Genomic DNA, 14,761 nt, shown 5'->3' on the forward strand with positions numbered 1-14,761 from the left:
GAGACCCGGCACCGAAAGGATTGAGATGTCTGAGTTCCTCCTCCCCGACGTCGGTGAGGGCCTCACCGAGGCCGAGATCGTCTCCTGGAAGGTCAAGGTCGGCGACACCATCGAGATCAACGACGTGGTCGTCGAGATCGAGACCGCCAAGTCCCTGGTCGAGCTGCCGTCCCCCTACGAGGGCCAGGTCCTCGCGCTGCTCGTGGCCGAGGGCGAGACCGTGCCGGTCGGCACCCCGATCATCTCGATCGGCGTCCCGGGTGAGGCTCCCACCGCCCCGCAGACCGAGTCCGACCCCTACCTCGGCATGGCCCAGAAGGCGGGAGCCGACGACGGCGCGGCCCAGCCCGCCCAGGTCGACCCCGCCGACATCGACCTGTCCAACCCCGCGGCGTCCGGATCGATGGAGGGCGCCTCCCTCGTCGGCCGGATCAAGGCCGACAAGGGCCCGCTGCGCCGTGCCCGTCGTGGATCGGCCTCGCCCAGCAGCGAGGCGGGTGCCCAGACCCAGATGCAGGTCCAGGGTGCGTTCTCGCAGGGCGGAGCCCAGTCGCAGGACGTGCTGCCGGCCGACGAGCAACCGGTGCCGGCCGTCGACCAACGCCCCGCGCCCGCCGCCGCGCCCGCCGAGGCGCTGGTCCCGTCGTCGGCCCAGGCCGAGCCCCGCGACGTACGAGCGCTGGCGAAGCCGCCGGTGCGCAAGCTGGCCAAGGACCTCGGCGTCGACCTGACCACCCTGACCGGCTCAGGTCCGTCCGGCTCGATCAGCCGCGAGGACGTCCAGGCCGCTGCGAACGGTTCGTCCGCCGCCGCGCCCGCAGCGTCATCCGCTGCGGGCCAGGGCTCGCCCCGTCCGCATGACGTCCGCAGTGGTGAGCGGGAGACCCGCGAGCCGATCAAGGGCGTACGCAAGATGATGGCGACGGCGATGAGCCAGTCGGCCTTCACCAGCCCGCACGTCACCGAGTGGATCACCGTCGACGTGACCGCGGCGATGCAGCTCGTGGCACGGCTCAAGAAGCGCCCGGAGCTCCGCGACGTCAAGGTCAGCCCGCTGCTGCTCCTGGCGCGCGCGGTGATCCTCGCGATGAAGCGCACCCCGGAGATCAACTCCTTCTGGGACGAGGCCGCGCAGGAGGTCGTCTACAAGCACTACGTCAACCTCGGCATCGCCGCCGCGACGCCGCGCGGGCTGGTCGTGCCCAACGTGAAGGATGCCGACGCGCTCTCGATGCCGGAGCTGGCGGCCGCCCTGGCCGAGCTCACCGCCACGGCGCGCGACGGCAAGACCCAGCCGGCCGAGATGGCGGGCGGCACGTTCACCATCACCAACGTCGGCGTCTTCGGTGTCGACGCCGGCACTCCCATCATCAACCCGGGCGAGTCCGCGATCCTGTGCTTCGGCGCGATCAACAAGCGGCCGTGGGTCGACGAGTCCGGGGAGATCGTGGTGCGCGACGTGACCACGCTGGCGCTGTCCTTCGACCACCGGCACATCGACGGCGAGAAGGGGTCGCGCTTCCTGGCCGACGTCGCCGGGATCCTCCAGGACCCCGGGACGGCCCTCCTCTTCTGACTCACGCTGGGTATCTAGGGACGTTCTGGTCGGTCGAACCCGCCTTCGGCCTACCAGTTCGTCCCTAGATACCCCCGGCGCGGGAGTGCCAGGCGGTCAGCACCTCGGCCTCGCGCTCCGCGCTGATCGCGTGGACCGTCGAGTCGAGGCAGCCGGGTGCGGTCTCCTGGAGGGGACGCAGCCGCAACCCGGCCTCGACGGCCGGAGCGGGGTCGTGGGCGAGCATGCCGTCGTACTCCGGCCGCGGCAGCCACAGCGGCAGCGAGCCCTCCCCGGCCCACGGCTCGACCTCCTGTGCCGCGAGGAAGGCCTGGTCCACCCACGTCAGCCGCGGCTCGGTGTTGCCGACCCCAGCCGCCACGGCGGCGAGCAGCTCCGCGAACGGCATCGGCGTGCCGACCGCGTCGAAGACACCGGTCGTCCTCGCCTCGGCGGCGTCGAGCAGCCAGGTGGCGAGGTCGCGTACGTCGATCACCTGGACGACGTCGTCGGGCCGACCGGGCGCCAGGACCTCGCCGCCGCGGGCCAGGCGCTGGGGCCAGTAGGAGAACCGGCCGGTCGGGTCGCCGGGACCGACGATGAGCCCGGGGCGCGCGACCAGCCAGGACGCGGCCCGCTCCTGGATGACCTGCTCGCAGGCGACCTTCATGCCCCCGTAGGCCTCGGGGTCGACGGACAGGTCGACGTCCTCGGTGATCGGCTCGACGAGCGGCTGCATCGCCGGTGAGGCGTTGTCGGCGTACACGCTCACGGTCGAGACGAAGACCCAGTGGGCGTCGGCGGTCGCCTCGACGGCACGGCGGGCGTGGGAGGGAGCTCGCGTCACGTCGATGACGGCATCCCACGTGCCTCGGGCGACCGCGTCGGGCACCGCGTCGGCACGATCCCACGCCAGGCGCTCGGCACCCTCAGGCACCGTTCCGGACTCGCCGCGACAGGCGCAGGTGACGTCCCATCCTCGCGCCACGGCCTGCGTCGCGACGTCACGGGAGAGGAACCGGGTGCCGCCGAGGACGAGAAGTCGCATGCCGCCACTCCATCCGTCGACGGGCACTGCGGACAAGATCGTTCGCTCTCGGCGCAACCGTGGACGCCCTTTGTCACCTGCCCGCCACGCTGCCACAATGGACCGTCTCGGATCGTGTGGAAGGAATATGGCGCCATGGCTCTCGACGCCACCACGGCTTCCCCGGGCGAACCCACCACCTCGACGCTGCTCGCCCGCGCGCAGCAGGTCGCCGACCAGCTGCAGAGCGAGGCACGGCAGGAGGCGGAGCGGCTGACCGCCGACCTCGCGGTCCTGCGCGAGGAGGCCCGCCGGCTCCAGGCCGAGGCGGAGCGTGACCGTGCCGAGGCCGGCCGGGCCCGCAAGCAGGCCGAGGAGGTCCTCGCCGGGGCCTCCGAGGAGGCGGCGACCATCGTGCTCGACGCCAACGAGCAGGCCTCGCTGCTGATGAGCTCCGCCCAGGGCGCGCGCGACGAGCAGGTCGAGCAGGCGCGTCTCGAGGGCGACCGGCTGCGGGCCAGGGCACAGGAGGACGTGGTCGCCCTCCGCGCCGAGTCGCTCGAGCTGCGCGACAGCGCGGCCGCCGAGAAGGCCGCTCTCCTCGAAGCGGCGCGGGCCGAGGCCGAGGCCACCGTCGCAGCCGCCCAGGAGACCGCGGCCCGACTGGTCGAGGAGGCCCGCACCACGAGCCAGCACCACCTCGACTCCGCGACCGCCGAGGCCGAGTCCCTCAGGGCCAGTGCGTCCGCGGAGTCCGCGCGGATGCGCGAGGAGGCCACGCGGCACTCCGAGGAGCTGCGCCGCACCACCGCCAGCGAGGCCGAGCGCCTCCGTCAGGAGGCCGCCGAGACCCTCGCCAAGGCCCGCGCGGAGAGCGAGGAGAAGCTGCGCCAGGCCGCCGAGCAGACCGAGTGGGCGACCGCCACGGTCCGCTCCGTGCTCGACGGAGCGGCCAGTGAGGCCGCGGCGATCCGCAAGGCCGGCCACGCCGACGTCGCCGCGCACACCAGTGCCGTACGCCGTCGCCTGCAGGGTGTCATCGCCGCTGTGGCCGCGCGGATGTCCGCCGAGCTCGCCGACGCCCAGCAGCGCGCCGACGACATCGCGCAGGTCGCCGCCCTGGCTGCCGGCGAGATGGAGAGCGAGGCGCGGTCGGTCCGGGAGCGTGCCGAGGCCGAGGCCGTCCGCATCGTGGCCGACGCCACCGACGAGTCCGAGCGGGCCGTCGAGCGCCTCGAGCGTCGCCGCGCCGAGGCCGAGTCGGGTGCGGCCAGCCTGCGCGCCCTGGTCGCGAAGGAGGTCACCCGCAGCCGGGCCGAGGCGGCCGAGGACCGGCGCCGGGCCCGCGAGGAGTCGCTGGCGCTCGTGGCCGAGGGGCGCGCCGAGGCCGACCAGCTCCGCGAGGGGGCCCGGCGCGCACTCGAGCGTGCTCGTGCCGAGATCGCGGAGCTGCAGGCCCAGCGCGACGGCATCGCAGCCGAGCTCGGCCAGCTCTCCGGCGTCATCGAGGCGCTCTCCGTCCCCGAACGCGACGACACCGGTCCGTCGGACCCGACCGCGGCCACCCTCCCCCTACTCCCCACACGTGCTCCCCACCCCCCACCCCCTGACCAGGAGAACCCCTGATGCCTGACGAGATGTTCACGACTGTGCGCCGCGGCTACGACCCCACCGAGGTCGAGCGCGTGCTCGGTCAGGCGCAGCGCGAGGCCGCCGAGCTGCGCTCGCGGCTCGACGCGGCGGAGGCCGCCGCCGAGCAGGCACGCGCCGACGCGTCGACGTCTCGCGACGCGCTCGTGTCGCGGGAGGCCCAGCAGCCCGAGCTGCCGACGTACGAGCACCTGGGTGAGCGGGTCGGGCAGATCCTCTCCCTCGCCGAGGCGGAGGCAGCCGAGATCCGCGACCGTGTCGTGGGTGAGGTCGAGAACCTCCGCAAGGAGGCCGAGCAGGAGGCGGGAGCGGTGCGCGCCGACGCCGACCGGTACGCCGACGAGACCCGTCGCGACGCCGAGGCGGAGGGAGCCCGGGTGCTCGCCGACGCCCGCAAGGCGGCCGACTCCGAGCGCGACGCCGCGGAGCGCGACGCGTCCGCCCGCCGTGCCGAGGCCGAGGCGCTCTTCGAGGACCAGCGTGCGAAGGCCGCCCAGGCCGCGGCCGACTTCGAGACCACCCTGGCCGAGCGTCGGCAGCGGTCCACCTCGGAGTTCCAGGCGCAGCAGGCCGCCGCCCAGGCCGAGCTCGACGCCATCACTGCCCGCAACCGCGACACCGAGGCGGCGTTGGCGCGGTCCCGCAGCGAGGCCGAGACTCGCATCGCGCGGATGCTCGCCGACGCCGAGGAGCGCGCCACCACGATGGTCGCCGAGGCCCGCGCGACGGCCGACCGGGTGCGTGCCGAGTCCGACCGCGAGCTCGCCGCGGCCGCGCAGCGCCGCGACAGCATCAACGCGCAGCTCTCCAACGTCCGTCAGATGCTCGCCACCCTGTCCGGCACCGCTGTCCCCGGCGTCGGAGCGAGCCTGCCGACGGACGTCCCGGCCGACGAGCCGGACGCGTCTGCTCCTCACGGCGACCCACTCGCCGACGCCGCGCGTGAGGCATCCGAAGCGGCCGAGGACACGGACGAGACCCAGGACACCGACGAGACCGAGGACACCGGCGAGGCCGAGGACGGCTCGGAGGCCGCCGACCAGCGGTGACGCTTCATCACGGTATGTCGGTGAGCACGCACTTCCCCGGGTCAACTGATCGTGGGAAGTGCCTGTACGTCGACATACCGTGATGAACAGTCAGGCGTAGCGGCGGGTGCGGTCCGCGGCCGACCCCGGCCCGGCGGCCAGCAGCGCGCTGAGCTCGTGCTCGAGCACGGCTCCGACCCGGCGGCAGAACTCCTCTGGCTCGTCGGCCGCGTCGGGCTTCTCCGCCACGATCCGGTCGACGATGCCGCTGCGGTGCAGGTCGATCGCTCGCACCTGCTGGGCGCGCGCCATCTCCGCGGCGTGGTCGAGGTCGCGGTGCACGATCGCGGACGCCCCTTCCGGGGGGAGCGGGGAGAGCCAGGCGTGCTGGGCCGCGACCACCCGGTCGGCCGGCAGCAGCGCCAGCGCACCGCCGCCGTTGCCCTCACCGAGCATCAGGCACAGCGTCGGCGCGTCGAGCGTCACCAGGTCGGCGAGCGACCGGGCGATCTCGCCGGCCAGGCCACCGTTCTCCGCGTCGGCCGACAGGGCGGCGCCCTGCGTGTCGATCACCGTCACCAGCGGCAGCCCGAGCTCGGAGGCCAGCCGCATCCCCCGCCGGGCCTCGCGCAGGGCCTCCGGGCCCATCGGGTGGTCGGTCGTCTGGCCGCGGCGGTCCTGGCCGAGGAAGACGCACGGCGCCTCGCCGAACCTCGCGAGCGCGATCAGCAGCCCTGGGTCCCGCTCGCCCTGCCCGGTGCCGTTGAGGGGTACGACGTCGCTGGCGCCGAAGCGCAGCAGGCGGCGTACGCCGGGACGGTCCGGGCGTCGTGACCGGGTCACGCAGTCCCACGTGTCCACGTCGGCGACCGGTTCCTGGCCGGGGTCGGCGACCGGAGCGACGCCCTCCCGCGCGGCCATCAGGATGGACAGCGCGCGGTCGAGGATGTCGGCGATCTCGTCGGGCGGCAGGACCGCGTCGATGATGCCGTGGGCGTAGAGGTTCTCCGAGGTCTGTACGCCGCTGGGGAACGGTTTGTCGTAGAGCGCCTCGTAGACGCGGGGGCCGAGGAAGCCGACGAGGGCGCCGGGCTCGGCGACGGTCACGTGGCCGAGCGAGCCCCATGAGGCCATCACCCCGCCGGTGGTGGGGTTGCGCAGGTAGACGAGGTAGGGGAGCCCGGCGGTGCGGTGGGCGGCGACCGCAGCGGAGATCCGCACCATCTGCACGAATGCCGGGGTGCCCTCCTGCATCCGGGTGCCGCCGCTGATCGGGGCCGCCACCAGAGGCAGGCCCTCGCGGGTGGCACGCTCGATCCCGGCCACGATCCGGTCAGCAGCCGCGCGGCCGATGGAGCCGGCCAGGAAGGCGAACTCGCCGACCAGCACGCCGATCCGGCGCCCGTGCAGCCGCGCCTCGCCGGTCAGCACCGACTCGTCGACGCCCGACCTCTCGGCCGCGGCGGCCAGCTCGGCGGCGTACTCGTCGCTGATGCCCGACCGCGAGGGCGCCGTGTCCCACGAGCTCCACGAGTCCTGGTCGAGGACCAGGGCGATCAGGTCGTGCGCCGAGAGCCGGCTCATCGTGGGGTGCTCATCTCGGTACGCCGGACCTCGGCGTCGTGGAGCCGGTGATCCAGGAGTCGAAGAACGCCGACAGCTCGCGCCCGGTCTCCCTTTCCCAGTGGGCGAAGATCTCCTCGCGGGTCACCGAGGTGTTGTCGTTGTCGGTCAGCCAGGAACGGGCGATGCGGAAGAACTCCTCGTCGCCGAGCTCGACGCGCAGCTCGTTCCACATGAGCCCGGGGGTCGTGTAGATGTTGGAGCCGCCGAACTGCCGCGGGTCGTAGTCGCCGGGCGGGCCGTATTCGTCACGCAGGCCCTGGTCGGCCGCCCGGGCGCTCTGGAGGCTCTCGCGCAACGACTGGATCTCGTGCTCGTCCTGGTAGATCCACTGCATCAGCATCGTCATGCCCTCGTTGAGCCAGACGTCGCGCCAGTCCGCGGGCGAGACCTGGTCGCCGTACCACTGGTGCACCAGCTCGTGGGCGATCACCTGCGGCGACAGGACGTACTCGTTGTTGCCCAGCGTCACCATCGTCTGGGTCTCCATTGCGCTCATCGAGTCGGTGACGACGAGGCCGAGAGAGTCGAAGGGATAGGGGCCGAGCTTGGTCTCGATCCAGTCGACGGTCGCGGCTGCGGTCTGGAGCTGGTCGAGGCGCATCACCATGCCCCGCGGGTTCCAGTAGTCCACCCTCAGGCCGTCCTCGGTGGTGTTGCTGCTGTGGGCGTAGTCGCCGATCGCGAGGGTCACGAGGTAGGACGACGCGGGCTCGGTGAGCTGCCACGACGTGGTGGTCGTGTCGTCCTCGCGGGTCAGCTCGGTGAGGTGGCCGTTGGCGATCCCGGTCCACGGCGCCGGTGCGTGCACCGTGATCTCGTAGAGCGCCTTGTCGGACGGCTGGTCGTTGACGGGGTACCACGTGTAGGCGCCGAAGGGCTCCTGCATCGTCCACACCTCGCCGGTGTCGGTGACCGTGAAGCCGGTCGTCGAGAAGTCGGAGCGGGTCGTGGGGGCCGGTGCCGGCTCCGGTGTGCCGACGTAGTCGAGGGACAGCTCGTGGCGTCGGTCGACCTCGAGGGGTGCCTTCAGGACGAGGTCCTTGCCCCGGCGCGCGAAGCCGATGGGCTCACCGTCGAGGGCGACCCGGCCCACCGTGAGCCCGGGTCCCAGGTCGAGCTGGAAGCGGGGTGCCTGACGCGCCGCCCGGAAGGTGATGACGGCCCTGCCGGTGAGCCGCTCCGCCTCCGGGTCCCAGGTGAGGTCGAGGTCGTAGAGCAGGGCGTCGACGCGCGGGTCCCCGACGTGGGGGTAGACGCTGTCCTCGACCGGGGTGGAGAGGGCCAGGTCGAGGTCCTGCTCCACCGGGTCGGTGACCGGTGCGGTCGAGCTCGGCGCGATCGCGGTCTCCTCCGAGCCTCCCGGCGTCGCGCTGGAGGGGGTCGCGAGCTCGTCGGGTCCCTCGGCGGCGGACGAGCAGCCGGCGAGGAGGGCGACGGACAGGGCGGCGGCGACCGCGGCTGTCCGCTTGGTCATCGCTCGCCCCGCAACAGCGGCCGCGCGAGCTTGCGACCGTGGTGGATCTGCGCCTTCACCGTCCCGAGGGGGGCGCCGACCAGCGCGGCGATCTCGTCGTAGGGCAGGCCGTAGACGTCGCGCAGCAGCAACGGCTCGACGTACTGCGGGTGGTCGCGCTCGATGGTGTCCATCGCCTCGAGCAGGTCGAGGCGGGTGCCGGCGATCACGCTGGTCGTGCGCGGGTCGGGACGGTCGTGGGCGCCGTCCTCGAAGTCGGTGGGCGTGGCGAGGTTCTTCAGGCGGCGGTATGTCGTCCGGGCGCTGTTGACGGCCACGATGTGCAGCCACGTGGTGAACCGGCCGCGACCGCCCCACGAGCCGATCCTGGTGGCGACGTTGAGCATCGCCTCCTGGCAGGCGTCCTCGGCGTCACCGGAGTAGGGGAGGACCCCGCGGCAGATGTTCAGCACCCGCGGACGCACCTCCGCGAGCAGGGACTCGAGCGCGTCGCGGTCGCCGTCGCGGGCGCGGCCGGCGAGCTCGTCGATCTCGTCGGGTGCCAACGCGACCCCGTGGTCCCCCGAATAGTTCATCCCTGCACGATAATGCCCGGGTGTCCGCTCCCTCCCGCCTCGGTCGTTATCCGGTGCGTCGTCGCATCGGATCGGGAGCGTTCGCGACCGTCTGGCTCGCCTACGACGAGCACCTCGACTCCCCCGTGGCGATCAAGGTGCTCGCCGACAACTGGACCGGCGACCTCCACATCCGGCAGCGCTTCCTGGAGGAGGGCCGCTTCCTGCGCAAGGTCGAGTCGCCCCACGTGGTCACCGTCTACGACGCCGGAGAGCTCGCCGACGACCGTCCCTACCTGGTGATGGCGTACGCCGACCAGGGCACGCTGGCCGACCGTCTCGAGCTCGCCCCCCTCGAGACCTCGCAGGCCCTCACCGTGATCACCCAGGTCGGCAAGGGCCTCGCTGCTCTGCACGACCGGGGTGTCCTCCACCGCGACATCAAGCCCGCCAACGTGCTCTTCCGCACCATCGAGAACGGCCGGGGCGCGCACGTCGTCGCGATGGTCGGCGACCTCGGGCTGGGCAAGGCGATGGACATGTCGTCGCGGCTCACCATGGTCGGCGGCACCCCGACGTACGTCGCGCCCGAGCAGGCCCTGGGCGAGGGGCTGGACCCCCGTGCCGACCAGTTCTCACTGGCGGCGTTGAGCTACTACCTGCTCGCCGGACGCCAGCCCTACAACCACCAGGTCCTCGCCGCCGCGGAGGACCCGCCACCGCCCCCGCCGATGGACATCGACAACCCCGAGGCCGAGGCGGTCGTGCTCAAGGGCCTGGCCAAGGATCGTGACGAGCGCTTCGACGACATCGAGTCCTTCACCGCCGCGCTGGTCGACGCGATGGGCGGAGAGGTGGACGACGCCCCGCAGGCGTGGATCCCGGCGGCCCCGGAGCTCACCCAGGCGGCCCCCGGGCCGGGCCTCACCGAACCCGCGGGCGACCTGCCCCCGGGGCGGGTGTCCTCCAGCGGTCGGCGCTGGCTCTGGCTCGTGGCCGGCGTGCTCGCGCTGGTCGTCGGCGGCGGGGCGGGATGGGGGCTCGAGCAGGCCGCCACCTCCGAGCGCATCATCAGGGACGACACCGAGACCATCACGGTGACCGTCCCGGAGGAGTGGGCCGCGCAGGTCGATCCCGAGCCGTGGACGCCGGTCGAGGGCCAGGAGGAGATGGCGGCCCTGGCGACGGGGGCCAGCACGGACTGGAACACCGACGCCGACCCGGCGCCGGGCGTCTTCGTGGGTCTCCTGCCCGGGGAGAAGCTGCCCTCGCGGGTGCCGCAGCACGCTGCGTGCGAGAGCTCGTCGAGTCAGCCCGTCCGCGACGAGCGGAACGGCGACAAGTCGATGACGGTCTGGTTCCGCGGATGTCCCGGTGTGAAGTTCATGGTCGAGCGCGTCATCCAGGTCAACGCCAGCCAGCTGCTCTGGGTGCAGGTGCGCAGCGACGACCAGGGCGAGGCCCGCCGGGTGCTCGACTCGGTGGACACGGCCGGCATTTGAGCGCCCGCCGGCTCAGTCCATCCTGGTGCCGTCGGCGACCCGGGCGACCAGGTCGCTCATGCCGTCCACGTCGACCTTGCGCCCAGTCACGGCGACCTCGAGCTGGGCGTTGTCGGAGCCGGTGAGGTCGCGCCACGCGAGGAAGCCGTGGCGCAGGTGGTTGGACGTGACGTAGGTGTAGTGGAGGCTGTCCTCGGTCCGCTCGACGACGACCATGTTGTCCTCGTCCTCGTCGAGCTCGGCGATCCTGTTGTCCAGCGTCCAGGTGATCGAGCGCCGGTTGCTCAGCACCTGCTCGACGCGCAGGTAGTAGCCGAAGTCCGCGTCGTCGGGCGGGCGCCACTGCCACTCGTTGAGCGAGTTGGTGAAGAAGGTCCACCCCTTCGGGGCAGGCACCGACATCTGGAAGGGGCCGCTGCCGACGCGTTGACGTACGAGCTCGACGGACGGCTCCAGCGGTGGCGTGCGCGCGTCCGGGAGGAGGTCAGGGACCGGGTCGATGGGCAGGCTCGGCGACTGGGCCGCGACCGGTGCGGCGACCCCGTCGCCGGTCGCCCCCTCGGTCAGTCCCCAGGAGACGGCGAACCCGCCGCCGGCGCCCATCGCCAGCAGCGCAGCCACCACAGCAGGCCCCCGCCATGTCACGGCGTGACTCTAGGACACCGGCCCCGCCGAGGCGCCGCGCATGCCCTCCGCCACGCGCGTGATCAGGTCCTTCGTGCCCTCGACGTCCCGCTCCCGGCCGTGGACGACGATCTCGACATCGGCCTGTCCGCTGTCGTCGAGGTCGAGCCAGTGCATGAAGCTGTGGCGGGCGTTGTCCTCGTTGCTGCGGTAGGTGTACTCCAGCGTCTGGGCGCCCCGGTCGATGATGCGGACGTCCTCCTGCTCGTCCTGCAGCCGGGCCACGCGGATGTCGATGGCGTCCTCGATGGTGATGTCCTGGCTGTTGATCTGCTCGATCCGCATCACGTAGGTGTTGTTGGAGGTGCCCGGCTGCTTCCACTTCCACTCGTTCGTGGCGTTGGCAATGGTCGTCCAGCCGCGCGGCACCGGGAAGGTGATCTCGAACTTGCCGGTGCCGACGGTGGCCGGCTTCATCGGGATGTCGGGCTCCAGGGCCGGGTCGGGGGGGTCCGGCGCGTACGGCCTCGGTGGCTGGAGCGGGCTCGAGGGGCTGGCGGCCTCCACGGGCGCGGCCGCACCCTCCCCGGTTGTCGTTTCGCGCGACTGTCCCGACGCGGCGTAGCCGCTCCAGGTGCCCAGCGCCAGGAGCGTGACGAGCACCGCAGGCCCCCGCCATTCCATGCGTCGAGCCTATCCGGGTGTGCCGCCGGTCTGGTCCATCGCCGGGCGGGGGTGCGCAGATCATCGGTCGGGAGGACGATCTCGAGATGGGGACACGATGGGCCGTGCGCGCCGACCGCGCCTTCGACGGCGTGAGGTTCCTGCCTGGTGGCGCGACCGTCGTGATCAAGGGGGAGCGCATCGTGGGCGTCGAGCCGGCAGACTTCGCGCTGCCTGACGGCGTACCAGTCGCGCAGGTCAGCGGCACGCTCCTGCCGGGGCTCGTCGACTGCCACGTGCACCTCGTCGCCAGCGGCGCGTTCCCCGGCGCGCCGGGCAGCCTGGAGTGGGCGGGTGGGGCGGACGTCTCGGCGGTCGACGAGGTGATCACCGAGAGCCTGCGGGCCCAGGTCGCGGCCGGGGTGACGACGGTGCGCGACCTGGGGGACGTGGGCTTCCGCGTCCTCGATCACCGGGATCGCCACGGCGAGGGCCTGCCCCGGGTCGTGGCGGCCGGTCCCCCCATCACGACGCCCGCCGGGCACTGCCACTTCCTCGGCGGTGACGTCGACCCCGACGCCCCCGGGGCGCTGGAGCGAGCGGCGACGGAGCGTGCCGAGCGCGGAGTCGACCTGGTGAAGGTGATGGCCAGCGGGGGTTTCCTCACACCGGGCAGCGACCAGCTCGGAGCGCAGTTCGACCGGGCGAGCCTGCGCCGCCTCGTGGACGCCTCGCACGCGGCCGGTCTGCGGATCGTGGCACACACGCACTCGATCACGGGTGCCGAGGTGGCGCTCGACGCCGGCGTCGACGGGCTCGAGCACTTCACCTGCCTGGCGGACGGTGGCGCCGCGGCCTCCCCGGAGCTGCTGGACCGCGTGGCAGCGGCCGGGGTCACCGTCGACCCCACACTGGGCCGTGACGCGTCCCGCTTCCCACCGGTGTCCCAGATGCCGCCGCACGTCCTGGAGATGCTGGCCCGGATCGGCATCACCGACCGCGACGCCCACTTCGAGCAGATGGCGCGCAACTCGCTGCGCCTGCGCGAGCACGGCATCCGGGTCGTGTCCGGGCTGGACGCCGGAGCGATGCCGGCCAAGCTGCACGGACACCTGTGGCGATCGGTCGCCGAGCTGGTGCACGGCGGGTGGCCGGTCGACGACGCGTTGGCGACCGCGACCTCGGTGGCGGCCGACGACTGCGGGGTCGACGCGGGCCGGCTGGTCGCCGGGCGTCTTGCCGACCTGCTCGTCGTCGACGGAGATCTGTCCTCCGACGTCGAGGCGCTGGCTCGTCCGGTCGCGGTGTGGCTGGGCGGGGTCAGGGCCGCGACGTGAGGGGCACCTCCTACGGTGGCCCCATGCTCATCAGCAACGCCCGTCTCGTCGCGGTCACCCACGAGGTGCCGGGCCCGGTCGACGTACGCGTCGAGGCAGGGGGGGTGGCTGAGGTCGGCACAGGTCTCGACCGCGCGGTCGGTGAGGAGTCGTACGACGCCGCCGGCCGCTGGCTGATGCCCGGCCTCTGGGACCAGCACGTCCACCTCGGGCAGTGGACCCTCACCTCGGCGCGGCTCGACCTGGCCCCGGCACGGTCCAGCGGTGAGGCCGTCGCGCTGGTCCGCGAGCGGCTCCAGGAGTGGCCCGACCTGCCGGTCATCGGCTGGGGGCACCGGCCGACCGCGTGGCCGGACAACCCCACGGTCTCAGACCTCGACGCGATCGACACCGACCAGCCGATCGTGCTGATCGCCGGCGACGGCCACCACGGCTGGCTCAACACCACGGCGCTGCACATGCTCGCCCTCCCCACCCGCGACAGCGTGGTCAGCGAGGCGGAGTGGTTCATGGCCTACGGGCGGCTCGCCACCGTCGTCGGCACCGACGGAACCGGACCCGAGGCCTACCGCCGCTCGATGGAGGCAGCGGCCGCGCAGGGCGTGGTCGGCCTGGTCGACCTCGAGTTCAGCGGCGGCGTCGCCGACTGGGCGGCGCGATGGGCAGAGGGCGCGGACCTGGTCCGGGTGCGGCACGCCTGCTACGCCGACGGGCTCGACGACGTCCTGGCCCGCGGCCTGCGCTCGGGCGACCCGCTCGCCGGAGACCCGCGCCTGACGATGGGGCCGCTGAAGATCATCAGCGACGGATCCCTCAACACCCGCACCGCCTGGTGCTGCGAGCCCTACGCCGAGAAGGCGGTGCCCGGCGCCGAGGAGGGGCAGGCCAACCAGACCCCGGCCGAGCTGCGCGCGCTGCTCGCCCGCGCCGCGGCCGGTGGGATCGACGTCGCCGTTCACGCGATCGGTGACCGGGCGGTGAGCGTCGCGCTCGATGCCTTCGAGGAGACCGGTGCCCGTGGCGGCATCGAGCACGTCCAGCTCACCACCCACGACGACGTACGCCGGATGGCCGCCCTCGGCGTCCGGGCGAGCGTGCAGCCCGCCCACCTGCTCGACGACCGCGACGTGACCGAGCGGCTCTGGCCCGGTCGCGCCGAGCGCTGCTTCCCGCTGCGCTGGATGCTCGACGCCGGCGTCGACGTGGTGCTGGGCTCGGACGCGCCGGTCTCGCCACTCGATCCGTGGCTCGCCGTCGCCGCGGCCGTGCACCGCTCGGGGGACGACCGCGAGGCGTGGCACCCCGAGCAGTCCCTCACCGCACGCGAGGCGCTGGCGGCGTCGACCGACGGCTGGGGCACGGTCGCCGTCGGCCACCCCGCTGACCTCGTGCTCCTCGACGCCGACCCGCTTGACGGGATCTCCGACCGCGAGCACGCCCTGGCGCTGCGCTCCTTCGCCGACCATGTCGTCGCGACGTGGGTCGCCGGCGAGACGGCGTACTCACTGTCTTGAGGTCCACTTGGGCGCTGGTGGGGTCGCCTGTCGCACGCTACGGCCCGACTCGAGCGACCATAAGGCCGCTTGAGTCGGGATATGGGCGGTGGCACGGACTGGTGACGACATATGGCCGCTCATCACACGGTATGGCGCCACGCGAGCGACCATATGGCCGCTCGAGTGGCCACATGGCGGGCTGACCGTCCGTGTGACGCGGGACAC

12 protein-coding genes are annotated in these 14,761 nt (G+C 73.0%); 6 read left to right on the forward strand and 6 right to left on the reverse strand.

The genetic code is table 11. The features are described from left to right. Positions 1-25 precede the first annotated feature (25 nt). On the forward strand, positions 26-1,576 hold the full coding sequence (locus tag J3P44_RS12615) for a dihydrolipoamide acetyltransferase family protein (protein WP_255890732.1): 1,551 nt from the start codon (positions 26-28) through the stop codon (positions 1,574-1,576). A 64-nt stretch (positions 1,577-1,640) separates the two neighbouring features. Here J3P44_RS12615 and J3P44_RS12620 read toward each other — a convergent pair whose 3' ends face one another. After that, entirely contained in the window at positions 1,641-2,603 is a 963-nt protein-coding gene (locus J3P44_RS12620; RefSeq protein ID WP_255890734.1) for an NAD-dependent epimerase/dehydratase family protein, read from the reverse strand. A 135-nt stretch (positions 2,604-2,738) separates the two neighbouring features. Between J3P44_RS12620 and J3P44_RS12625 the strand changes: the two genes are divergently transcribed. Both J3P44_RS12625 and J3P44_RS12630 read left to right on the forward strand, forming a co-directional pair. Continuing rightward, positions 2,739-4,208 (forward strand): coiled-coil domain-containing protein, encoded by a 1,470-nt coding sequence (locus J3P44_RS12625; RefSeq protein ID WP_255890736.1) that lies wholly within the window; start codon positions 2,739-2,741, stop codon positions 4,206-4,208. Next, entirely contained in the window at positions 4,208-5,281 is a 1,074-nt protein-coding gene (locus J3P44_RS12630; protein WP_255890737.1) for a coiled-coil domain-containing protein, read from the forward strand. Before J3P44_RS12625 ends, J3P44_RS12630 begins: the two co-directional genes overlap by 1 nt. A gap of 90 nt (positions 5,282-5,371) precedes the next feature. Here the strand turns inward: J3P44_RS12630 and J3P44_RS12635 are convergent, their stop codons facing one another. From J3P44_RS12635 to J3P44_RS12645, 3 genes are read right to left on the reverse strand one after another with little or no spacing between them, the layout of a single operon-like run. Beyond that, positions 5,372-6,844, reverse strand: coding sequence for a carboxyl transferase domain-containing protein (locus tag J3P44_RS12635; RefSeq protein ID WP_255890739.1), 1,473 nt, complete (start codon positions 6,842-6,844; stop codon positions 5,372-5,374). Between the two features lie 10 nt (positions 6,845-6,854). Continuing rightward, entirely contained in the window at positions 6,855-8,360 is a 1,506-nt protein-coding gene (locus J3P44_RS12640) for a M1 family metallopeptidase (protein WP_255890741.1), read from the reverse strand. Then, entirely contained in the window at positions 8,357-8,935 is a 579-nt protein-coding gene (locus J3P44_RS12645) for an RNA polymerase sigma factor (protein WP_255890742.1), read from the reverse strand. Before J3P44_RS12645 ends, J3P44_RS12640 begins: the two co-directional genes overlap by 4 nt. Before the next feature lie 20 nt (positions 8,936-8,955). Between J3P44_RS12645 and J3P44_RS12650 the strand changes: the two genes are divergently transcribed. Further along, on the forward strand, positions 8,956-10,416 hold the full coding sequence (locus J3P44_RS12650; protein WP_255890744.1) for a serine/threonine-protein kinase: 1,461 nt from the start codon (positions 8,956-8,958) through the stop codon (positions 10,414-10,416). A 12-nt stretch (positions 10,417-10,428) separates the two neighbouring features. Here J3P44_RS12650 and J3P44_RS12655 read toward each other — a convergent pair whose 3' ends face one another. After that, positions 10,429-11,061, reverse strand: coding sequence for a hypothetical protein (locus J3P44_RS12655; RefSeq protein ID WP_255890745.1), 633 nt, complete (start codon positions 11,059-11,061; stop codon positions 10,429-10,431). A gap of 9 nt (positions 11,062-11,070) precedes the next feature. Further along, positions 11,071-11,724 (reverse strand): hypothetical protein, encoded by a 654-nt coding sequence (locus tag J3P44_RS12660; protein WP_255890746.1) that lies wholly within the window; start codon positions 11,722-11,724, stop codon positions 11,071-11,073. Between the two features lie 86 nt (positions 11,725-11,810). On the opposite strand from J3P44_RS12660, the gene J3P44_RS12665 reads away from it, so the two are divergent. Then, positions 11,811-13,040 carry an amidohydrolase family protein gene (locus J3P44_RS12665; RefSeq protein WP_255890747.1) on the forward strand — a complete coding sequence of 410 codons (1,230 nt, stop codon included), beginning with the start codon at positions 11,811-11,813 and terminating at the stop codon, positions 13,038-13,040. A 23-nt stretch (positions 13,041-13,063) separates the two neighbouring features. Then, positions 13,064-14,554 carry an amidohydrolase gene (locus tag J3P44_RS12670; protein WP_255890748.1) on the forward strand — a complete coding sequence of 497 codons (1,491 nt, stop codon included), beginning with the start codon at positions 13,064-13,066 and terminating at the stop codon, positions 14,552-14,554. Positions 14,555-14,761 lie beyond the last annotated feature (207 nt).

This window comes from Nocardioides astragali (genome assembly GCF_024436375.1).
Taxonomy (GTDB): domain Bacteria; phylum Actinomycetota; class Actinomycetes; order Propionibacteriales; family Nocardioidaceae; genus Nocardioides; species Nocardioides astragali.